Below are 20,152 nucleotides of genomic sequence, written 5' to 3'. Positions count from 1 at the left end.
CTACTACCTCAAAGAAGGCCTCCGGCTGGTCTTCAAGCTGCCCCGCGACGAAGCCGCCGAGGCCCTGGACAAGTGGGTCGGATGGGCCCGCCGCAGCCGGATCCCGTCGTTCGTGAAACTTCAACGCTCCATCGTCAAGCACCGGGCCGCGATCCTTGCATCGATCGAGCACGGCCTCTCCAACGGCCGCATCGAATCCGTCAATACCAAGATCCGACTACTCACCCGAATCGCCTTCGGCTTCAAATCACCCGACGCCCTCATCGCCCTCGCCATGCTCAGCCTCGGCGGCCACAAACCCGCACTCCCCGGCCGGGATTAACCCACAGAAGCAGCAGGAGAGCCAGAATCTCCGTCGAATTCGTTCGGGTCGAAGCTGCCGTAAGGGTGCGGACTCGAAACACCAACACCCGCCCGGGGATAACATCGACAAGCCATGAGTAACGCCGACCGCCCCTTCCAGATGCGTTCCGTCGCACTCGCCGCGTTCCTGCCGACCCTCCTGTTCTCGATCGGCGAGGGCGCGATCATCCCGCTGATCCCGATCGTGGCCAACGACCTGGGTGCCACACTCGCGATCGCAGGGTTCATCGCCGCCATGATTATGGTGGGTGAACTGGCCGGGGACATCCCCAGCGGCTGGGTGGTCTCCCTCATCGGGGAGCGCAACGCCATGATCTGGGCATCCTTGCTCACGATCATCGCCGTCCTGATCTGCATCGTCGCTCCCAACCCGCTCGTGCTGGGCATCGGCATCTTCCTGATCGGCCTGGCCACCGCCGTGTTCGCCCTGGCCCGCCACGCGTTCATGACCAGCTACGTGCCTCTGGCCTACCGGGCCCGGGCGCTGTCGACCCTCGGCGGCATCTTCCGCGCCGGCTGGTTCATCGGCCCGTTCATCGCCGCCGCCCTGCTCAGCCTCACCGACAGCACCGAGTCGGTGTTCTGGGTGTTCGTGGTCTGTTGCCTCGGCGCGGCCGCGATGCTGCTCCTGCTGCCCGATCCCGAGAGCACTTTCGGTGGCCCGCAACTGGTGAAGGCGCCCGACGGATCTGTCATGCCGGCCGGGCGGGAGCTCGCGGCCGAGGAATCCCAGGGGCTGTTCCGCACCATCTGGGGCCACCGAGCTGTGCTCCTGCGCCTTGGCACGGGCGCGGGCCTGATCGGGGCGATGCGCGCCTCCCGCACGGTGCTGCTCCCGCTCTGGGCGGTCAGCATCGGCATCAGCGTCCCCGACATCGCCCTCATCATCGGCATCGCCGGCGCGGTCGACTTCGCCCTCTTCTACGTCAGTGGCCAGATCATGGACCGTTTCGGCCGCCTGTGGACCGCCATCCCGTCGATGATCGGCCTGGGTGCCGGGCACCTCATTCTCGCGTTCACACACGACTTGCCCGGCAACGTGGAGTGGTTCGTCGCCGTGGCCATGATCCTGTCGCTCGCCAACGGCATCGGCAGTGGCCTCCTGATGACGCTCGGCGCCGACCTGGCCCCGAAAAACAACAGCCCGGCACCGTTCCTGGGCGCATGGCGCTTCACCGCCGACCTGGGCGGGGCCGTCGCCCCCCTGGCCGTGGCCGGCCTGACCGCGGTCGCCACCATCTCGATTGCCAGCGTCGTGATGGGAGTGTTCGGACTGTTCGGCGCCGTGATTCTGGGCCGCTACATCCCCCGCTACGCGCCTCGCCGGCCGCGCATGCGTCCCTGACGCTGCCTCGGCCCCAACGCGCTGAATCCGGGGGAATGGGAGTCCGACCGAGGGCGTTTAATGGTCGTATGCCCCTCATCGGAGAATACGAGCCCGGCACCCAGCAGTGGGTGCGCGACCAGGTCGACCTGTACGAAAGCTCCGGAGGCACGGAAGGCACCACCCTGCGCGGGATGCCCGTCATCGTGCTCACCACCCTCGGGGCCAAGTCGGGCAAGCTGCGCAAGACCCCGCTGATGCGCGTGGAGCACGAGGGTGCCTACGCCGCCATCGCCTCCCTCGGCGGCAGCCCGAAGAACCCCGTCTGGTACGGCAATGTGGTGGCCCACCCTCTCATCGAGCTGCAGGATGGCCCCAGCCGTCAGGACATGCTGGCCCGCGAGGTCACCGGCACCGAACGCGCTGCGTGGTGGGAGCGGGCCGTGGCCGCGTTCCCCGACTACGCCGACTACGAAAAAAAGACCGACCGGGTCATCCCGGTGTTCGTGCTGGAAGCGGTTCCCCCCGCCGCTCCCGCTGCCGGCGCTCCCGCCACTACGACTGCCGCCGCGGCTGCTCCCGTCTCCTGACGGTGGCACGCGCGAATACCCGCGGTCCCCGAATCGACCGAATCGTGTTGGCCGGCCTGACCGACTCCGACGGCAGCGACCTCCGCGCCGGTGACAGCCGGGAGGCCGAGCGCTTCAGCGCATGCGACCTGTCCGGCCGGGACCTGACCGGCATCGGCTTCCAGGAGTGCGAGCTGCGCGGAGTCTCCCTCAGCGACACGCAGTTGCGCGGGGCATCCGTCGCCGACTGCGTGGCCGGCGAGCTGCACGCGGCCGTCTTCTGCGCGCCCCGCTCGAGCTGGCGGGACGTCAGGGTGGAGCACTCCCGGCTCGGGTCGCTCGAGCTCTACGAGGCCACCCTGCGCTCGGTGCACATCGACGAGTCCAAGCTCGACTTCGTGAACCTGCGCGGGGCGACGCTGACCAATGTGCTGCTCTCCAAGTGCATCATCGAGGAGCTCGACCTCGGAAGCGCCACCGTGCAGCGCTTCGAGATGCGCGACTGCCGCGTCGGCACCCTCGATGTGACCCGTGCCACCCTCAAGGACGCCGACCTACGCTCGAGCGACTTCAGTGCCATCCACGGGCTTGAGGGGCTGCGCGGCGCCACCATCGATGACGCCCAGCTCAGCCTGCTTGCGCCCGTTTTCGCCGCACACCTCGGCATCATCGTCACCGAGCCGAGTCAGTCCCCGAGCCGCGGGCGCTGAGCAGATAGCCCGCCCCTAACGAATTCGACGGAGATTTTGCCGAAATCAGCCCCAGACCCGCTGAAAACAGGCCTTTGAGACAATATCTCCGTCGAATTGGTTCAACGCCGGGCAGCCGGCGACGGATGCCCGCACGCGCCCGATCGGAGAATCGCGCCCGGCCGGGGAATCGCGCCCGATCAGGGAATCGCGCCCGCGATGATCTCGAGTTCGGATTTCGACGTTTCGCGCTGGCTGGCGATGGCCGCGCCGGCCGCCACGCACACCACAAGGATGGCGATCTGCTGCTGCACCAGGAAGGTCTCCCCCAGTACCAGCGCGCCGAACAGCGCCGCGATCACGGGGCCGAAGCTGGTGATGATCGCGTAGAGGCGCGGGGTGATGCGGCGCAAGATGAAGGTGTCCAGCGTGTACGGGAACGCCGACGAGAGCACGCCGATGGCGAGCAGCAGCCCGATCACGCCCCAATTGAGGCTCGGCCAGTCGACCGTGAGCAGCGCGAACGGCACCAGCAAAGTCAGGCTGACGACGCTGGCCACGGAAATGCCCTCAAGCCCGGGGAAGGTCACGGCCACCTTGCGGGTCAGCAGAATGTAGGCCGCCCATGACGCCGCCGCGGTCAGGGCGAAGAGGATGCCGAGCAGATTGAGTGCCCCGTCAGACCAGGTGAGCAGGAACACCCCACCGGCCGCCGCGGTGGCGTAGACGAAGTCGAGCAGGCGGCGCGACGAGGCCAGCGCCAGAGCAAACGGACCGAGGAACTCGATCGTGGCCGCGATGCCGAGCCCGAGCAGGTCGACAGCCTCGTAGAAGGTGAGGTTCATCACCGCGAGCACGACACCGAGCGCCAGCGCCGGCCACAGCCGACGCCAGCTGAGGCCGGCCAGTTTTGGCCGGTAAAAGGGCAGCACCGTGGCGGCCATCACCAGCTGCCGCACTGCGACGACGACGGGCGAGCCGACGAGCGGAATGGCCAGACCGGCGAGGGACGACCCGAAGTTGATGCTCACCTCGGTCACGACCTGGGCGCCGGCACCGGTCAGGCGGTCGCGCTCGGCCGTCACGGTTCTCCTCCCCTGCGCCGGGTCAGGCGCGTTTCGCTAACGCTAGCGGAACACCGAGCGCGCCACCGCCGTGACCTCCAGCGGCACCCCGGCCGGCAGCAGCACGGCCAGCACCGGCGGACGCCAATAGGCACTCAGTGAAACCGTGGCGCTTTGCCCGTCGACGGATGCCGCACCGCTCACCCTCAGTCCCTCCATCCGGCCATCCGGGGTGGCTGCGAGAAACTCTTCCACGGCCGTCCGCACTCCAGCAGACGACAGGGAGGGTCGCAACTCCGCGCCCGAGCCGTCGACCGTGACGGCCATCGCGCCCAGGTCGAACGCCTCGGCCCCGGCGAGCGCAGCGCCGTCCGCGAGGGTCAGCAGGCGTTTGCGCTCCAGGTACAGAGAGGTCGCGGCCACGACGACGAGGATCAGCAGCAGGGCGAGGAAGCCGTAGAAGATCGTGAGGATGAGCGTCGATCCCTTCTCGCCTCCGGGCCGGATCGGCAGCCGGCGCCGCCACCGCGCCGCCCGCGATCCCGATGGCGTGCCCGCGAGCGCTGCCGCGCAGGCGACCGCCGAGCCTCCGCCGCCGCCGCTCATCCGGCCCGCCAGAAGCGGGACACCGTCTGCGTGGCCTGGGCCTCCAGGGGAACACTGGCCGAGTCGCGCAGTGAGAGGAGGTCCGGCAGCAGCGGCAAGGCCACCCGGATGCGCACGGTGACCGTGACTGTACTCTGCCGGGTCAGGCATCCGTTCACACCGGCCTCGCAGGCCACGTTTACCTCGGCACCCGCAGGGTCGATGCCGTAGTCCGTGAGCCCGAACTGCACGGCCCGCTCGGCGCGGGCGTTCGCCGCGGCCTCATCGGGCGCCTGGACGTAGACGCGTGCGGCCTGGCGGGCTGCTCCCTCCACGGCGAGGGCGCCGCCCTGCAGCGCCGCCATCGCCAACACCAGGTAGACGAGCGGCGCCAGCAGGATCAGGCCGGCCGTGATGAACTCCAGCGAGGCCGAACCCTGCTCTCCGTTCGCCGACCACACACGCCAACGGCTGACTCGGCCCCCACTACCGCAGGGTCTCGACCGCCGCATGTCCGACCACCTCCAGCCCGCGATCGACGCCGAACAGGGCCAGCAGCGGCAGCGGCGCCACGACGCGCACCTGCACGCTCGGGAACCCGCCATAGTCCCCATAGCTGGCCTCCACATCGGTTGCATACGCGGGCCCGATCGACGTCGTGATCAGCTCGCGGGTGCGTGCCGCACCCTCACCCAGCCCGCTGTCAGCGAGCGCGGCGTACCGGGCTCCCTCGGCGGCGGCGTCAAGCACGGTGTTGCGCACGAGCAGGGTCAGCCCCAGCTGCATGACGCCGAGCGTCAGCGCGGTCAGCAGTGCGCCGACCATCACGAATTCGGCGGCCGCCGACCCCTCCTCACCACCGAGCGATCGGGTTCGGTTCCCCCGCGTGCGCGTCACGGCCGGTCACATTCCGCTGACCCGGTCGATCGCCTGTTGGAACACGCCGCTCAACGCCGGACCGGCCAGACCCCAGATGATCATGACCAGCCCGGCCGTCATCAGGGTGATGAGCACCCATCCCGGAACGTCGCCTCGTTCATCGCCCCCGGCATCGCTCCACCGGTCGCGCACACGTCGCTGCAGTGTCTTCATGATTGACTCACTTTCTCTCGTGGGGACAGTGGTTCTCTCGTGCGGCAGTGGTTCAGTGGTTCAGTGCGGCAGTGGTTCAGTGGTTCAGTGGTTCAGAATCCGCTCTGCAGGATGAACAGGCCGGGGAAGATCGCGAACAGGATCGTCATGGGCAGAATCAGGAAAACGAGCGGCACGAGCATGGCCACCTCTTTCTTGCCGGCCACCTCGATCAGTTCGCGTTTGGCCTCGTCGCGGGCATCCTGCGCCTGGGCGCGCAGCACCTCCGCGAGCGGGGTTCCCCGGTCGAGCGCACCCGTGACCTGATCGACCAGCCGGGTCACCGCAGGCAGCGCGATCCGACGTGACAACGCGTGCAGGGCGGTGGCGAGCGGCACCCCGGTGCGCACATCCGCCACCACCCCCGCCAGCTCCCGCGACAATTCGCCCGTGCTCGTGCGCGAGACCCGGGCGAGCGCATCCAGGATGCCCTCCCCCGCCGACAGAGACAGCGTCATGAACTCGAGGACGGTCGGAACCTCGCTCTGCATGCGCGCGAGGCGGGCGGTGGCGGTGCGGCCGAGCATCCAATCGCGGACCAGCGCGCCGCCCGCCGCGGCGACCACCGGCAGAACGACCTGCACCAGCACCGGCATCGACCGAAACGCCGGCAGGGCAACCACCGCACCTGCCCCGACGAAGAGTCCAGCGAGCGCCCACACCACCTGCTCCGATCGATACTCGTCGGTGCCGCGGACCGACCCCGACTGCCGGAGCCGTCGGGCGATCGTCTCCGTGCCGCCGAGAACGGCGCCGAACGCTCGTTTGAGGGCGCCGAACACGGGCGCGAACAGGGTGCCGAGCACCGGCAACGGATGCACCGTCGTGCGCCCCACGAATAGCCGCGCCTCCGCCGACACGTCGAGGATGTACGGCGCCAGCCTCTGCGCGAGGCGCGGCCGACTCAGCCGAGGCACCAAGCTGGCGAGCGACCAGAGCCCCACGCCCAACGCGGTGCCGCAGAACAGCGCCCAGGCCTGCGCGGCGCTCATTTGAACCACCGGCGTTCCTCTGGCAGCCGTCCCAGCGCCACCATCAGGCGGTAGGCAACCACGGAGACGCCGAGGCCGCCGACGATCACGACGACACCGGCGGAGGTGTTGTAGGCAACCGCCGCCTCCGGCCGGGAGGCCAGGAGCAGCAGCACGATCCAGGGCGCGGCCACGCCCAGCCGCGCCGCGTTGACGATCCAGGACTGGCGCGCCTCGACCTCCGAGCGGATGGCGGCATCCTGCCGGAGCCAGGCCGCGAGGCTGCGCAGCACGACCGTGAGGTCGCTGCCGCCTACCTCCCGGGCCATGCGCAGCGTCTCCAGGATGCGGTCGGCCACCGGGTCACCCAGGGAGACCTTGAGCCCGTCGACGGCGGAACCGAAGTTGCCGGTCGCTTGATATTCCCGGGCGAACTCGGCGAAGGCGGGCCGCGTCGACAGCGGGCCAGCCCCTGCCAGGCTGCCGACGCTGTCCGGCAGTGCCAGGCCCGACCGCACCGCTGACACCAGGTGGTCAACGACGTCGGGCCAGACGGCGCGGTTCGCCCGCCGCCGGGCGCGCACCCGCCAGACGACCATCAGCGTCGGCAGCGACAGCCCGGCGAGCGCGGTGACGATCGACAGGGCAGCGATGCCCAGGAGGGCCTGGCTCAGCGCCGACACCGCCAGCCCCAGCACCACCGAGAGGGCGACGAAGGCCGGCAGCGGCAGGCTGCCGAGTCCGGCCTGGGCGAGGTTCGCCCGCAGCCGTCCCGGCGTGCGGGACCGGGCCTTGCCCCTGGTGCGCGGCCAGAGGAACGGCGCGGCGACCAGGAGCAGCCCGGTGCCGAGCAGAGCCCCGAGTGCGAGCGTCATACGGCCCCGGCCCGCAGCACGATGGCCGGGTCGAGTCCGGCCGCGTGGAACTTGGCCAGCTTCGTCGGATACCCCCCGGTCGGCTCAAGGGCGCCCCGCTGGGCCAGGAAGATCGGGCTGGCCTCGATCATCGCCCCTGACAGTTGGCCGCTCGGCGCAAGGATCTCCGTCACCCGGCGCCGTCCGTTCCGGTCGATCTCGCAGTGCACGACGATGTCGATGCAGCCGGCCACGGTCGGCAGCACGAACGAGGAGTCGATGTTGCGGCCCGCCAGAAGCGGCAGCGTGGACAATTTGCCGAGCGCATCCCGGGCACTGTTGGCATGGATCGAACACATGCCCGGCAGCCCGCTGTTCAGGGCGATGAGCAGGTCGAGACTCTCGGCTTCGCGCACCTCGCCGACGATCAGCCGGTCGGGGCGCATCCGCAGCGACTCCTTGATCAGGCGGCGCAGGGTGATCTCCCCGGTTCCCTCGAGGCTCGGCTGGCGGCACTGCATCGCCACGACGTCGCGCGCGGCCAGGTCGAGTTCGAACGTCTCCTCCACCGTCACGATGCGCTCGTTCTTGCGCGTGGCCGAGAGCAGGGCGTTGAGCATGGTGGTCTTGCCGGTCTGGGTGGCACCGGAGACGAGGATGTTCTGCCCGGCCAGCACGCACATGCGCAGAAACTCGGACGATTGCTGCGTGAGCGACCCGAGCCCGACCAGCTGGTTCAGGTCGCGGATGCGCCGGGTGAACTTGCGAATATTGACCGCCCAGTGCTGGCGCGTGATATCCGGGATGACCACGTGTAACCGCGACCCGTCGGGCAGAGAGGCATCGACGAACGGGGAGGAGAGGTCGACGCGGCGGCCGGAGGCCTGCAGCATCCGCTCGACCAGATCGCGCACCTCCCGCGCGGTGAGCACCATGGTGGTCAGCTCGGGCACCCCGTCGCGGGCCACGAACACCCGGCTGGGCGCGTTGATCCAGATTTCCTCGATGCCGGGATCGTCGAGGAACGGTTGCAGCGCCCCGAACCCGGTCAGTGAGGCCACGACCTCGCGCGCCGCCTGGCGCTCGTCGGCGATCAGCGGCAGGGAGTTGCCGAGCGCCCGCTCGGCGTAGCGCTGCACCTCGTCGCGCACGTACTGCTCGGCGAGCCCGGAGTTCGACGCCAGGTCGACGCCGTCGCGACGCACCCGAGTGCGAACCTGCTCGGTGATGATGCGCACGGCTTCGCTCATTCCTGCATGATCGCCCATCCCTCGCCGACCACGCCCGACTTATCCACAGCCACGCGCCCGGAGACGTGCAGATCTGGCCGACCCGTGCGGCGATGCGACAGTGCGGTGGCCCCGGTGCCCGGTCCAGAGAGGTGGCCAACGCTCACGGGCGGGGCTCTCCCTCGAAGTACACTGGAAGCGCACTTCGCGGGAGTGGTGAAATTGGCAGACACGCAGGATTTAGGTTCCTGTGCTTTCGAGCGTGGGGGTTCAAGTCCCCTCTCCCGCACATGAGTCACATCTCGGCCCTGGACGGCCAATTGAACAAACTGCTGGAGAGTACCAGCGTCGTTCTGTTCTACCTGCTCGTTTGGGCCCTGGTCTTCGCCGGAACGGCGGTGTTCCTTGGGGTCTTCATCCCGTTCATCACCGGCGACTCCCTGCTTTTCGGCTCCGGCCTGGTGGCTGCATCCACGCCGAGCCTGAGCATCGCCGTTCTGGCCGTCGGAACCGGCATCGCCGCGTTCCTGGGTGACCAGGTCGGTTTCCTGCTCGGGCGCCACTTCGGCCGCTCCTACCTGGACCGCCACGGCGGCCGCCACACCCGCACGGCCATCGCCAAGACGGAGACCTTCTACCGCAAGTACGGCTGGTGGTCAGTGGTCGTCGCCCGGTTCATGCCATGGGGCCGCGTCTTCGTGCCCGTGATCGCCGGCGTCGGCCGCATGAACTACTACACGTTCCTGACCAGCAATCTGGTCGGAGCCCTGGCCTGGGGCGTGGGTCTTACTCTGACCGGCTACTACGCGGCCGCCATCCCTGGCGTGAAGAGCACCGCCTATGTCATCGCCGGGGTCTTCATCACCGCCTCAATCATCTTCGGCATGCGCACCCTGCTGATGGATCGCGCCCAGAACCGGCTGGATGCCCGCAGCGCGCTCCCCGACGACCCGACAGTGGTCCAGGCTCCCTGACCCACTGCGAGCCCACGGCGCACTGTCGGAAAACCGCGTTAGCCTATAACAGAGCACACAGTGATCCCGCCGCCCGGCCGATCTGACCGACGCCCACAGGAGTTTCTTAGTGATTCATACAGCCCTGCTTCCCACGGCAGTCATCCCCTGGCTCGACCCGGAAGTCCTGATCAACGGGTTCGGACCCTGGGCCCTCCTGGGCGTCTGCGCGATCGTCTTCGCCGAGACCGGCCTGCTGGTGGGGTTTTTGCTTCCCGGCGACACCCTGCTGGTCATCACCGGCCTGCTGACCTTTGCCGGGGTCATCCAGATCGACATCTGGTGGGTGGCCCTGGCCATCGGATTCTCGGCCTTTTTCGGCGGAGAAGTCGGCTATCTGATCGGGCACAAGTTCGGGCCCAGGGTCTTCGAGCGCAAAGAATCCGGTTTGTTCAGCATCAAGAACGTCGAGCGCACGAACGCGTTCTTCGTTCGCTTCGGCGGCGTGGCCGTCATCGTGGCCCGCTTCGTGCCGATCGTGCGCACCTTCGCCCCGGTCGCGGCCGGCGTCGGCCACATGGACTACCGCAAGTACTCGCTGTACAACCTGATCGGCGCCCTCCTCTGGGGCACCGGCCTCACCTACTTCGGCTTCTTCCTGGGCTACATCCCGCCAGTCGCAGATTTCGTTCAGAACTACATCGACATCATCTTGCTGGCCGCGGTCTTCATCACGCTCATCCCCACCGTCTTCCACTACCTACAGTCCGCGTCCAGAGCCCGCCGGGACGCGCGCACCGGACGGACCATCCAAACCGGAAGCCTCGTCCTCGACGCCGACGCCTTCGAGGACATCCACAAGCACACGCACGACGAGCACAAGCACGACCTCTGAGCTCAACGCAGTCGGACTCAACACAGTCCGGGCTCAACACAGTCGGGCTCAACACAGTCCGGGCTGCTCCCGGCGGGTCACGCTACCGGTGCGGGTTCTCCTCGTGCGCCGCGTGCTCGGCCGGCTCGAGCTGGAACGTCGAGTGGTCCACATCGAAATGGTCGGCCAGACACGCGGAAAGCTCATCGAGAAGTGCGCCGGAGCCACCCGAGCCGAGCACCACAGGTTCGACCACGACGTGGGCACTGAAGACGTGGGCTCCGGAGGTGATCATCCACACGTGCACATCGTGCACCGCCACCACGCCGTTCGTTTCCAGCAGGTGCCGTCGGATCTCTGCGACATCCGTTGCGGCCGGCACCGATTCGCTCAGCACCCGCACCACGTCGCGCAGCAGCACGAGGGCTCGGGGCGCGATCATGCCGGCGATGACCAGCGACGCGATCGCATCGGCCTGTACAAAGCCCGTCACCAGGATGACCCCGGCCGCGGCGATGACCGCCACTGAGCCCAGGGTGTCCCCGAGCACCTCGAGGTAAGCGCCGCGCATATTGATCGACGACTCGGCCGCCGGGCGCAGCAGGAGCAGGGCCGCAACGTTGGCCAAGAGGCCGATCACGGCCACGACCAGCATGGGAGTTGCCCGCACCTCGCTGCCGCCGGCGTCGACCAGTCGGCCGACGGCGCCGATCACGACGGCGATGGCAACCCCCACCAGGATGAGCCCGTTCAGCAGGGCGCCGAACACCTCGGCCCGTTGGTAACCGAACGTCTGCCGGTCGGTAGCCGGCCGCGCGGCCACCACGGTGGCCGTCAGAGCGATGATCAGACCCGCGAGGTCGGAGAACATGTGGCCGGCATCCGCCAGCAGGGCCAGGGAACCGGTCAGCCAGGCGCCGACGACCTCCACCACGAGCACCGCGGCGACAATCCCGATCGCCACCGACAGACGCGCACGGTTCGTCTGCGAGGTGTGCGCGTGATCATGGCCCATGCCTCCACGCTAGGGCCGCGGGCACCCGGCCGCCAGTTCAGCCGTCAGTTGGGAATGAGTGCCGTTCTCAGCAGTCGAGACGGATGCGCCGGTCAGGCTTCCAGCAGCGTCTCCAGCACCGGAATCAGCTTGCCGAAGGCCCTCGCCCGGTGGCTGTGCTCGTTCTTCACGTTCGGGGTCAGCTCGGCGGCGGAGATCGCATAGCCGTCGGGCAGGAAGATCGGGTCGTAGCCGAAGCCGCCGGCGCCGCTCGGCTCGGTCAGGATCTGCCCGAGCCATTCCCCGGTCACGTGCCACTCCGTGCCGTCGGGCATGGCCAGCGCGGCGACGCAGGTGAAGTGTCCGCCGCGGTGCTCGGCGGCCACATCGCCCAACTGCCAGAGCAGCAGCTGCAGGTTCTGGTCGGAGTCCCGGGCGGGCCCGGCCCAGCGGGCCGAGAAGATGCCGGGTGAACCGCCGAGGACGTTCACGCAGATGCCGGAGTCGTCGGCGATGGCCGGCAGACCGGTGTGCGCGGCGGCGGCGCGCGCCTTGATCAGAGCGTTCTCGGCGAAGGTGACGCCGTCTTCGACCGGCTCGGGGCCGTCGTAGGCCAGCACGTCGAGGTCGGGGAGCCGGGGGGCGAGGATGCGCCGCAGCTCCTCGACCTTGTGCTGGTTGTGGGTGGCGAGAACGACCTGCATGGCCCTAGCGCCCCAGCGCCGTCGTCTGGAACTCGGTCAGGGAGATCGTCCCGGCCAGCGCCAGGTCGAGCAGAGAATTAAGTTCGGTGCGGTCGAACGGCGCGGCCTCGGCCGTGCCCTGCACCTCCACGAAGAGGCCGCGGCCGGTTACGACCACGTTCATGTCGGTCTCGGCACGGGAGTCTTCGGTGTAGGCAAGGTCGAGCATGGACTCACCGCCGACGATGCCCACGGAGATGGCCGCGACGCTGTCGATCAGAGGCTGGGCCTTCTGGCTGAGGAACTTCTTCTCCCTGCCCCACTCGAGGGCGTCGGCCAGGGCCACGTAGGCTCCCGTGATGGCCGCGGTGCGGGTACCGCCATCGGCCTGGAGCACGTCGCAGTCCAACACAATGGTGTTCTCGCCGAGCGCTTTCATGTCGACCACGGCGCGCAGGCTGCGTCCGACCAGGCGGCTGATCTCGTGGGTGCGCCCGCCGATGCGGCCCCTGACCGATTCGCGGTCCATCCGAGAGTCGGTGGAGCGCGGCAGCATGGAGTACTCGGCCGTGACCCAGCCCTTGCCCTTGCCGGCCATCCAGCGAGGTACGCCGTTGGTGAACGAGGCCGTGCAGAGCACCTTGGTGCGCCCGAACGAGATCAGGGCCGACCCTTCGGCCTGGTCGCTCCAACCGCGCTCGATCGTGACGGGGCGCAGCTGGTCGTTCGTTCGTCCGTCTACGCGCACGGTGTCGGTCACGGGGTCTCCTTGGGGTTGGGATGCGATGCGGCGAACTCGGCAAGCTCGCTCAAACTGAAGGACCCGGTCTCGACCAGGTCGACACGACCGATTTCCGGCCCGATCAGCCGGTGAGCCAGGTGCAGAAAATCGTCGGCGCTGTCGCCGGTGGCCTCGTACCGGTAGCTGGGTGGCGCCTGCTCGGTGCGTTCCAGGCCCTGGCTCACCAGCAGCCGGTACACGTCGTTGGCCGTCTCAGTGTCGCTGGAGACGAGGGTCACGGTGTCCCCCATCACGTAGGAGATGGCACCGCGCAGGAAGGGGTAGTGCGTGCATCCGAGAACGAGCGTGTCGACTTCCGCGGCCCGCAGCGGGGCGAGATAGCCTTCGGCGACCGACAGTAGTTCGTCGCCCGTGGTGATTCCCGCCTCGACGAATTCGACGAACCGTGGGCAGGCCTGCGTCAGGAGCTGGATGTCGGTGGCCGCGGCGAACGCGTCGTCGTAGGCGCGCGATTTGACTGTGCCCAGTGTTCCGATCACGCCGACCCGGTTGTTGCGGGTGGTGCGCACGGCACGGCGCACGGCCGGTTGGATGACCTCGACCACGGGAACGCTGTAGCGCTCACGGGCATCCCGGAGCATCGCGGCCGAAGCGGTGTTGCAGGCGATGACCAGCATTTTCACATCTTGGGCAATCAGGTCGTCGAGAACGTCAAGGGCGAAACCGCGCACATCCGCGATCCTCTTCGGGCCATAAGGAGAATGCGCAGTGTCTCCGATATAGAGGATCGATTCATTCGGCAGTTGATCCTTGATTGCCCGGGCGACAGTCAGGCCGCCCACTCCGGAATCAAAGATTCCAATCGGTGCATCCGTCACGACAGTCGAGCCTAGTCGGAATCCCTGACCCCCACCCGTGTACGCGCGGCACCCGGTCCGGCGCGGCCGGAGATCACCTCTCGGACAGGAAGATTGACGGCATGTTCCCAGTCTCGCCCCGGTAGCGTCAGCACGTTCCATTCGGGGAATATGGCCGTAACTACACTCGGAATATGGCTCCCGCCAACCGACGGACGCCGCAACAGAATGACGTCACATTCGTTGTTTGAGGAGATGATCGCCGTGAATGATCGAGTCGTAATCACCGGGCTGGGCGCCTTGACGCCCCTGGGCAACAATTGGCGCGACACGTGGTCGGGTCTCACCGGCGGCCGCAGCGGCGTAGCCCGGATCACCCAATTCGATCCCGCCGGTCTGCCGACGCAGATCGCCGGCGAGGTGAAGAACTTCATTCCGGCCGAGCGGATGACCGTGAAGCAGGTCAAGCGCGCATCCCGAGCCTCGCAGCTCGCGATCGCCGCAGCCCGCGAGGCGGTGGCTGACGCCGGTTTCGGCGCCTCCATGGAAGGCATCGACACGGCGGTCGTCGTCAACAGCGCCGTGAGCGGCTTCGCGGAGATCCAGGAAGCCACCGAGCTCGTCAACTCCGGCGACTCCCGGCGCATCCCGCCGCGCTTCGTGCCCTCCGCCCTGTTGAACATGGCCGCCTGCGAGATCGCGATCGACCTCGGCGTCCACGGACCGGTCAACGCGAGTGCCCTTGCCTGCGCCAGCGGAGCCTACGCACTCCTCGAGGCACGCACCATGCTCGTCATGGGTGACGCCGACGTCGTCATCGCCGGCGGGGTCGAGGCTGCGATCACGCCCGTCATGTTCGCGGGCCTGAACGCCATGCACGCGGCCTCCAAGAACAACGATTCCCCGGCCGAGGCCTCTCGGCCGTTCGACGCCGACCGCAACGGACTCGTCTTCGGTGAGGGAGCGGTCATCTTCGTGATGGAGCTGCTCTCCCACGCCCGAGCCCGCGGCGCCCAGATCTACGCGGAGGTGCTGGGCGGCGCCCTCACCAGCGACGGCCACAGCATCGTCGCGCCCGAACCCACCGGCAAGTTCGCGAGCCTGGCCATGACCCGCGCACTCATCAAGTCGAAGTTGAACCCGAGCGACATCGACATGATCTGCGCCCACGGCACGTCCACCCAAGCCAACGACCGGGCCGAGACCTCGGCGATACGCCAGGCACTCGGGCACGCTGCCGATTCCATCGCCGTCACCGCCCCCAAGTCGATGACCGGCCACATGATCGGCGCCGCGGGTGCCCTCTCCGGCCTGCTCTGCGCCCTGTCGGTCCGAACCGGCATCATCCCGCCCACCATCAACTACACGACCCCGGACCCGGATTGCACGCTCGACTACGTGCCCCGGGTCGCCCGGGAGAAGCCGGTGAAGTTCGCCCTGGCGAATGCGTTCGGCTTCGGCGGGCAGAACTGCATCGTCGCCTTCGGGGCGCTGTAGGCCTTCTGCTCCGACAAGAACACGTATCGGGCCGGGCGGATAAGCTTTCCGGGTGACCGAAACCTCAGCATTCCGCACCGACCGGTACGAACTCACCATGGTGGACGCCGCGATCCAAAGTGGAACCGCCGCACGAGAGTGCCAGTTCGAGGCCTTCGCCCGGCACCTCCCCTCCGGCCGCCGCTACGGCATCGTGGCCGGCACCGGGCGGCTGCTCGATCTCATCCGGGCCTTCCGGTTCACGGATGCCGAACTCACCTGGCTGAGAGACAACCGTGTGGTGCGCGAGCCCACCATCGCCTGGCTCGCCGACTACGCCTTCCGCGGCACCATCTGGGGCTACCGGGAAGGCGAGGCCTACTTCCCGGGCTCGCCCCTGATCACGGTGGACGGCACCTTCGCCGAATGCGTCATCCTCGAAACCCTGATTCTCAGCGTGCTCAACTACGACAGCTCCGTCGCCAGCGCGGCCGCACGGATGGTCTCGGTCAGCCTGGGCCGCCCCCTCGCCGAAATGGGTTCGCGCCGCACTGGCGAGTACTCCGGGGTCGCCGCCGCCCGGGCCGCCTACATAGCCGGTTTCGCCTCGACCAGCAACCTGGAGGCCGGCCGCAGCTGGGGCGTGCCCACCATGGGCACCGCCGCCCACTCCTTCACTCTCCTGCACGACAGCGAGGAAGACGCCTTCCGTGCCCAGATCGCGGCCTTCGGACCGGCCACCACTCTGCTCGTGGACACCTTCGACGTCGCCGCGGGCATCGAACTGGCCGTCAGGGTGGCCGGACCGGCGCTCGGGTCGATCCGGATCGACTCCGGCGACCTGCCGACCAGGGTGGCGGAGGCCCGCAGCCAACTGGACTCGCTCGGTGCCGTCAACACGCACATCACCGTCACCAGCGACCTCGACGAGTTCTCCATCGCCGCCCTGTCCGCGTCGCCCGTGGACGCCTTCGGCGTGGGCACATCGGTGGTGACCGGTTCGGGCTCCCCCGCCGCCGGGATGGTCTACAAACTCGTCGCGCACCGCGACGACGCCGGAGACTGGGTGCCCGTCGCCAAGACCTCACCCGCGAAGAGCTCGGTCGGCGGCCGAAAGCGGGCCGTGCGCCGGCTCGACTCCGCCGGGATCGCGCGCGCCGAGGTCGTCCTGATCGGCGAGGATCCGGCCGACTCCACTCCGCCCGCAGAGCCTTCGGGCCGGGACCGCGTGCTGCTGGTGCCTCTGATCACCGACGGCGTGATCGACGAAAGTTACCTCGGGGCGGCCGGCACGACCCGCGCCCGCGCGCACCACGCAGCCGTCATGCAGGAATTGCCGATCGAGGCCTTCCGCCTCGGGCGCGGCGACCCCGTCATCCCGACCCTGTACCGGTAGCGCTCAACCGGCAGGTCAGGCCTTCATCTTCTCGTAGATGGCCTTGCAGGCCGGGCAGACCGGGAACTTCTCCGGGTCGCGTCCGGGCAGCCACTTCTTGCCGCAGAGGGCGCGCACCGGCTTGCCGGAAATAGCCGATTCGAGAATCTTGTCTTTGGGCACGTAATGCGAAAAACGCTCGTGGTCGCCCGGCTCGATGTGCTCCTGGTTGAGGAGTTGCTCGAGCTCACGGTCGAGCGTCGAGGTGCCGCCGCCGCTGCCGGGGTTTCCGGGTTCTGCGATGCTCGCGCGAAAGTGATCAGTCATGCACTCAGTCTAAACAACCCGCGGGCACACCGGCAGGCCTGCCGATCCTGCCCGCGAGCCGGAGCCCGGAGGATACCGCGAGCGAGTCGCGCGGGAGCTGCGCCCCTCCGCGCGTGGCGTGCCGGCGGCGCAGCGGCGCAGCGGCGCAGCACGCGCGCCACGCGAACGTCAGGACGCCTAGGCCCGCACGGCGGAGGCGATCATCTCCGGCCCGCGCCGTTCGAACGCGAGCGAACCCAGAAAGACCCCGCCCACGAGCGTGATCAGTCCGCTGGCGACGCCCAGCACGAGCGCCGGAATGTTCCAGACCGGGTCGACGAAGACGCCGAGCAGCGCGCAGGCGAGAGCCGGGAGCGAAAGCAGGATCGACCCCGCAAAGGTGAACGACTGGATCAGCGCGGCCGCCGTGTCCGACGCCTGAGGCTGAGCGAAAGGGCTGTCTCCCGGCTTGGTCGCCGGATAGGGGAAGCGCGCCGATGAATAACTCGAGAGCCCGAGCCCGGTCAGCAGGATGCTGGTGCTCACCCCCAGGATGGACGGCATCACCGCCCAGTCGCCGTAGACCGACACGCTGATCGCCGACCCCGCCGCGATCATCGGGATCCCCACGAAGAGTGCGGGAACCAACCGGCCCATCCGGTCCTCGAATCCGCGGGTGCCGGAAGCCACGTGCAGCCAGACCGCGGTGTGGTCCAGGGCGACGTCGTTGTGCAGGGTCCAGCCCAGGAACACACTCATCAACGGCACCGCCAGAAGAGCGAGGTAGGAGATCGGCAACCCCGCGAACGACAACGGCAAGATGACGATCAGTGGAATGACCGGGATGACGATCACCGACATCCAGTACCGGGAGTCGCGGCGCCAGTAGGTGAGGCTACGGGCCGCAATCGCACCCATCGGAGTGTGCGGCATGCTGTCGAACCACCCGAGCCCGCCGTACTGGCGGGCCTGAGCCTCGCGGCCGGGCGTGACGAGCATCCGTGCCACCAGTCCCTGCCAGGCCAGCCACAGCAGGTACGTCGTTGCCGCGGCCATCGAGAGCTTGAGCACGGCCGCACCCCAGAGCCCGGTGGAGGCATCCCCGGGAACGGCCCAGGCCGCACCGAGGGGCGTCCAGCCGAGGATGCCCGCCAGCCCGCCGATCAGGTCGAGGCCGTAGCGACCCCAATCGAAGTTGAGCGCCAGAAGCACGACGGGGGCGATCATCACCAGAAGAAGCACCCCGATGATTCCGGTGAATTCCCGGGATCGACGCGTTGCCAGCAGGAACGCCCCCAGCGACGTGCTCACCCGGGACACGAGCATGCAGGTGGCCAGCAGCAGGGTGGCGGAGGCGAGGGCGAGCACCGTCACTAAGAGGCCGCGGGACCAGGTCACGACCGTGCCGAGCAGTACGACCGAGAGCACGAACGCGGGCACCCCGACCAGAGAGGACAGCGCCAGACCGAATGAAAGCCTCCGGCTAGGGATGCCCATGGTCGCGAATTTGCGCGGGTCCATGGTGTCGTCGATCCCGAAGACCAGCGGGAACAGCAGGAAGCCGAGCACGACGAGTGATCCAGCGACGACCAGGCCGTCGCGAATGGCGACGGGATCTCCCGTGAAGCGCAGCCCGACGAGCACTACGAAGAGGCCGACGGCCAGGGCGAGGCCGTAGAGCAGGCCGATCACGATGCCGGCGACCTGCCAGGGGCTGCGCCGGAACAGATTGGCGAGCAGGCGGACTTTCAGTCCGAGAAACTGTGCAACCACTCCATGCCCTCCGCCACCTTGCGTCCACCGGCCAGCTCGATGAACCGTTCCTCGAGCGTTTTCTCGCCGCGAACCTCGTCGATGGTGCCGGAGGCCAGCACCGCACCCTCCACGATGATGGCGACACGATCGCAGACGCGCTGGATCAGATCCATTCCGTGGCTCGACAGCACGACCGTTCCACCGCTGGCGACGTATTTCTGCAGGATCTCCGTGACGTTGACGGCGGAGACCGGGTCGACGGACTCGAACGGCTCATCGAGCACGAGCAGTCGCGGCGAATGGATCATCGCGCAGGCGAGTGCGATCTTTTTCGTCATGCCGGCCGAGTAGTCGGCGACGAGGCGATTAAGCGCGTCTTCGAGGCCGAAGGCGGTTGCCAGGTCGGCCGCGCGCTGCCGCACGGTGACGTCGTCGAGACCCCGGAGCACCCCGGAATAATAGAGCAGCTGGGCTCCGGTCAGGCGGTCGAACAGGCGCAGTCGATCAGGCAGAACGCCGATGATGCGCTTGGCGGCCATCGGGCTCCCCCAGACGTCGATGCCGTTCACCGTGACGGTGCCCGCATCCGGCCGGAGCAGCCCGGTGACCATGGAGAGCGTCGTGGTCTTGCCGGCGCCGTTGGGCCCGACGATCCCGAAGAACGACCCCGCGCGAACCTCGAGGTCTATGCCCGATACCGCCACGGTCCGGCCAAAGCTCTTGTGCAGACCGCTGACCGCGAGCACAACCGGCGGGGCGAGATCGAGCGCAGTCGGCGCAATCACCGGGGCGCGCTTGCGGGAGGCCCGTTTCACGACGGGCGGTTCCGCGGCAGCGGGGGCGGCGGCAGGCAGCAGCTCCGTTTCGGCGGACCCAGGCAGCTGCACCGGTACGGGCACCAGTTCGATGCCTGCCGACACGGATGCGTCGGCACCGGATGCGTCGGCAGCGGATGCGTCGGCAGCGAATGGCTGGGGCACGGACAGCGCGGTGACCAGGACCGGCTCGGCCTCCTCGCCCGGCGACGGGATGAACTCCGGCAGAACCTGCGTGGCGGGCTCCGCGTCAGGTTCGACACTCTCAGAGTCAGTGGTGAGAGGCTCAGAGACAGGTTCGACTGACCTCGCGTCAGGTTCGGCGACGGCGGCCGCGGCCGCGGCCGCAGCCAAGGTCGCCGCCCGGATGGCCGCAGCCCGCGCTGCGCTGGCCTTGGCCGCACTGGACCGGGCCGCGCCGGTTTTCGCGACGGACTCAGATTTCGCCGCCGCCGTGCGCGCGGCCGTGGCCCGTACTGACGTCGTGCGAGCCGACGTCGTGCGAGCCGCGGTGATGGGAGGAGAGGCGAGTGTCGGGGCGTC

The 20,152-nt window shown here is 68.5% G+C and carries 23 protein-coding genes and 1 tRNA gene; 9 read left to right on the top strand and 15 right to left on the bottom strand.

The window, feature by feature from the left end; all coding sequences use genetic code 11:
* From E3T34_RS10660 to E3T34_RS10645, 4 genes are all read left to right on the top strand, one after another.
* Window positions 1-322, top strand: a 322-nt coding sequence (locus tag E3T34_RS10660; RefSeq protein ID WP_166785884.1) for a transposase, incomplete at its 5' end; no start/stop codon positions are given.
* 114 nt (window positions 323-436) lie between these two features.
* Window positions 437-1,708, top strand: coding sequence for an MFS transporter (locus E3T34_RS10655; protein ID WP_104100202.1), 1,272 nt, complete (start codon window positions 437-439; stop codon window positions 1,706-1,708).
* Window positions 1,709-1,776: 68 nt separating this feature from the next.
* A complete protein-coding gene (locus E3T34_RS10650; protein WP_134342960.1) occupies window positions 1,777-2,277 on the top strand; it encodes a nitroreductase family deazaflavin-dependent oxidoreductase in 501 nt (166 codons plus the stop codon).
* A 2-nt stretch (window positions 2,278-2,279) separates the two neighbouring features.
* On the top strand, window positions 2,280-2,966 hold the full coding sequence (locus E3T34_RS10645) for a pentapeptide repeat-containing protein (protein WP_241976696.1): 687 nt from the start codon (window positions 2,280-2,282) through the stop codon (window positions 2,964-2,966).
* A 179-nt stretch (window positions 2,967-3,145) separates the two neighbouring features.
* On the opposite strand, the gene E3T34_RS10640 is transcribed toward E3T34_RS10645, so the two are convergent.
* The 8 genes from E3T34_RS10640 to E3T34_RS10605 form a co-directional block, all read right to left on the bottom strand.
* Window positions 3,146-4,030, bottom strand: a complete 885-nt coding sequence (locus E3T34_RS10640) for a DMT family transporter (protein WP_104100204.1) — start codon at window positions 4,028-4,030, stop codon at window positions 3,146-3,148.
* A gap of 42 nt (window positions 4,031-4,072) precedes the next feature.
* Window positions 4,073-4,615 (bottom strand): pilus assembly protein TadG-related protein, encoded by a 543-nt coding sequence (locus tag E3T34_RS10635; RefSeq protein ID WP_134342959.1) that lies wholly within the window; start codon window positions 4,613-4,615, stop codon window positions 4,073-4,075.
* Window positions 4,612-5,055, bottom strand: coding sequence for a hypothetical protein (locus tag E3T34_RS10630; RefSeq protein WP_104171587.1), 444 nt, complete (start codon window positions 5,053-5,055; stop codon window positions 4,612-4,614). The genes E3T34_RS10635 and E3T34_RS10630 overlap by 4 nt, the downstream gene beginning before the upstream one ends.
* Window positions 5,056-5,080: 25 nt before the next feature.
* Window positions 5,081-5,491 (bottom strand): TadE family protein, encoded by a 411-nt coding sequence (locus tag E3T34_RS10625; RefSeq protein WP_233191293.1) that lies wholly within the window; start codon window positions 5,489-5,491, stop codon window positions 5,081-5,083.
* 6 nt (window positions 5,492-5,497) lie between these two features.
* On the bottom strand, window positions 5,498-5,686 hold the full coding sequence (locus E3T34_RS10620) for a hypothetical protein (protein ID WP_104100207.1): 189 nt from the start codon (window positions 5,684-5,686) through the stop codon (window positions 5,498-5,500).
* 92 nt (window positions 5,687-5,778) lie between these two features.
* Entirely contained in the window at window positions 5,779-6,717 is a 939-nt protein-coding gene (locus tag E3T34_RS10615; RefSeq protein WP_134342965.1) for a type II secretion system F family protein, read from the bottom strand.
* A complete protein-coding gene (locus tag E3T34_RS10610; protein ID WP_104100209.1) occupies window positions 6,714-7,571 on the bottom strand; it encodes a type II secretion system F family protein in 858 nt (285 codons plus the stop codon). The genes E3T34_RS10615 and E3T34_RS10610 overlap by 4 nt, the downstream gene beginning before the upstream one ends.
* Window positions 7,568-8,800 (bottom strand): CpaF family protein, encoded by a 1,233-nt coding sequence (locus tag E3T34_RS10605; protein WP_134342958.1) that lies wholly within the window; start codon window positions 8,798-8,800, stop codon window positions 7,568-7,570. The genes E3T34_RS10610 and E3T34_RS10605 overlap by 4 nt, the downstream gene beginning before the upstream one ends.
* Window positions 8,801-8,986: 186 nt before the next feature.
* Here E3T34_RS10605 and E3T34_RS10600 point away from each other — a divergent pair.
* The 3 genes from E3T34_RS10600 to E3T34_RS10590 all read left to right on the top strand — a co-directional run bounded on the left by E3T34_RS10600 (window position 8,987) and on the right by E3T34_RS10590 (window position 10,627).
* A tRNA-Leu gene (locus tag E3T34_RS10600) sits at window positions 8,987-9,068 on the top strand.
* 1 nt (window position 9,069) lies between these two features.
* Window positions 9,070-9,753, top strand: coding sequence for a DedA family protein (locus tag E3T34_RS10595; RefSeq protein ID WP_134342957.1), 684 nt, complete (start codon window positions 9,070-9,072; stop codon window positions 9,751-9,753).
* A 109-nt stretch (window positions 9,754-9,862) separates the two neighbouring features.
* Complete coding sequence (locus E3T34_RS10590) at window positions 9,863-10,627, top strand: DedA family protein (RefSeq protein WP_370247015.1); 765 nt, start codon at window positions 9,863-9,865, stop codon at window positions 10,625-10,627.
* 82 nt (window positions 10,628-10,709) lie between these two features.
* On the opposite strand, the gene E3T34_RS10585 is transcribed toward E3T34_RS10590, so the two are convergent.
* The 4 genes from E3T34_RS10585 to murI form a co-directional block, all read right to left on the bottom strand.
* A complete protein-coding gene (locus tag E3T34_RS10585) occupies window positions 10,710-11,621 on the bottom strand; it encodes a cation diffusion facilitator family transporter (RefSeq protein WP_104100212.1) in 912 nt (303 codons plus the stop codon).
* Window positions 11,622-11,713: 92 nt separating this feature from the next.
* A complete protein-coding gene (gene rdgB, locus E3T34_RS10580; RefSeq protein WP_104100213.1) occupies window positions 11,714-12,304 on the bottom strand; it encodes an RdgB/HAM1 family non-canonical purine NTP pyrophosphatase in 591 nt (196 codons plus the stop codon).
* Window positions 12,305-12,308: 4 nt separating this feature from the next.
* Complete coding sequence (gene rph / locus E3T34_RS10575; RefSeq protein ID WP_104100214.1) at window positions 12,309-13,043, bottom strand: ribonuclease PH; 735 nt, start codon at window positions 13,041-13,043, stop codon at window positions 12,309-12,311.
* Complete coding sequence (gene murI, locus E3T34_RS10570) at window positions 13,040-13,903, bottom strand: glutamate racemase (protein ID WP_104100215.1); 864 nt, start codon at window positions 13,901-13,903, stop codon at window positions 13,040-13,042. The genes rph and murI overlap by 4 nt, the downstream gene beginning before the upstream one ends.
* Window positions 13,904-14,146: 243 nt before the next feature.
* On the opposite strand from murI, the gene E3T34_RS10565 reads away from it, so the two are divergent.
* Together E3T34_RS10565 and E3T34_RS10560 are read left to right on the top strand one after the other, a co-directional pair.
* Window positions 14,147-15,379, top strand: a complete 1,233-nt coding sequence (locus E3T34_RS10565) for a beta-ketoacyl synthase (RefSeq protein ID WP_198411977.1) — start codon at window positions 14,147-14,149, stop codon at window positions 15,377-15,379.
* A gap of 52 nt (window positions 15,380-15,431) precedes the next feature.
* Complete coding sequence (locus E3T34_RS10560; RefSeq protein ID WP_104100217.1) at window positions 15,432-16,754, top strand: nicotinate phosphoribosyltransferase; 1,323 nt, start codon at window positions 15,432-15,434, stop codon at window positions 16,752-16,754.
* Window positions 16,755-16,769: 15 nt separating this feature from the next.
* On the opposite strand, the gene E3T34_RS10555 is transcribed toward E3T34_RS10560, so the two are convergent.
* The 3 genes from E3T34_RS10555 to E3T34_RS16540 all read right to left on the bottom strand — a co-directional run bounded on the left by E3T34_RS10555 (window position 16,770) and on the right by E3T34_RS16540 (window position 19,963).
* The gene (locus tag E3T34_RS10555) at window positions 16,770-17,060 is read right to left on the bottom strand and encodes a DUF3039 domain-containing protein (RefSeq protein WP_104100218.1); all 291 of its coding nucleotides are present in this window, start codon (window positions 17,058-17,060) and stop codon (window positions 16,770-16,772) included.
* Window positions 17,061-17,237: 177 nt separating this feature from the next.
* A complete protein-coding gene (locus E3T34_RS10550; RefSeq protein ID WP_241976694.1) occupies window positions 17,238-18,812 on the bottom strand; it encodes a PAM68 family protein in 1,575 nt (524 codons plus the stop codon).
* Window positions 18,788-19,963, bottom strand: a complete 1,176-nt coding sequence (locus tag E3T34_RS16540; RefSeq protein ID WP_241977391.1) for an ABC transporter ATP-binding protein — start codon at window positions 19,961-19,963, stop codon at window positions 18,788-18,790. Before E3T34_RS16540 ends, E3T34_RS10550 begins: the two co-directional genes overlap by 25 nt.
* Window positions 19,964-20,152: the final 189 nt, after the last annotated feature.

The sequence above is a fragment of the Cryobacterium sp. TMT1-62 genome (assembly GCF_004403145.1).
GTDB lineage: Bacteria > Actinomycetota > Actinomycetes > Actinomycetales > Microbacteriaceae > Cryobacterium > Cryobacterium sandaracinum.
This window is presented reverse-complemented; position numbering and strand designations above follow the sequence as displayed.

Coding starts and splice junctions, on each gene's coding strand:
- E3T34_RS10655 (WP_104100202.1), top strand. CDS start 437: ATGAGTAACGCCGACCGCCCCTTCCAGATGCGTTCCGTCGCACTCGCC.
- E3T34_RS10650 (WP_134342960.1), top strand. CDS start 1,777: ATGCCCCTCATCGGAGAATACGAGCCCGGCACCCAGCAGTGGGTGCGC.
- E3T34_RS10635 (WP_134342959.1), bottom strand. CDS start 4,615: ATGAGCGGCGGCGGCGGAGGCTCGGCGGTCGCCTGCGCGGCAGCGCTC.
- E3T34_RS10620 (WP_104100207.1), bottom strand. CDS start 5,686: ATGAAGACACTGCAGCGACGTGTGCGCGACCGGTGGAGCGATGCCGGG.
- E3T34_RS10615 (WP_134342965.1), bottom strand. CDS start 6,717: ATGAGCGCCGCGCAGGCCTGGGCGCTGTTCTGCGGCACCGCGTTGGGC.
- E3T34_RS10610 (WP_104100209.1), bottom strand. CDS start 7,571: ATGACGCTCGCACTCGGGGCTCTGCTCGGCACCGGGCTGCTCCTGGTC.
- E3T34_RS10605 (WP_134342958.1), bottom strand. CDS start 8,800: ATGAGCGAAGCCGTGCGCATCATCACCGAGCAGGTTCGCACTCGGGTG.
- E3T34_RS10595 (WP_134342957.1), top strand. CDS start 9,070: ATGAGTCACATCTCGGCCCTGGACGGCCAATTGAACAAACTGCTGGAG.
- E3T34_RS10585 (WP_104100212.1), bottom strand. CDS start 11,621: ATGGGCCATGATCACGCGCACACCTCGCAGACGAACCGTGCGCGTCTG.
- rdgB (WP_104100213.1), bottom strand. CDS start 12,304: ATGCAGGTCGTTCTCGCCACCCACAACCAGCACAAGGTCGAGGAGCTG.
- E3T34_RS10555 (WP_104100218.1), bottom strand. CDS start 17,060: ATGACTGATCACTTTCGCGCGAGCATCGCAGAACCCGGAAACCCCGGC.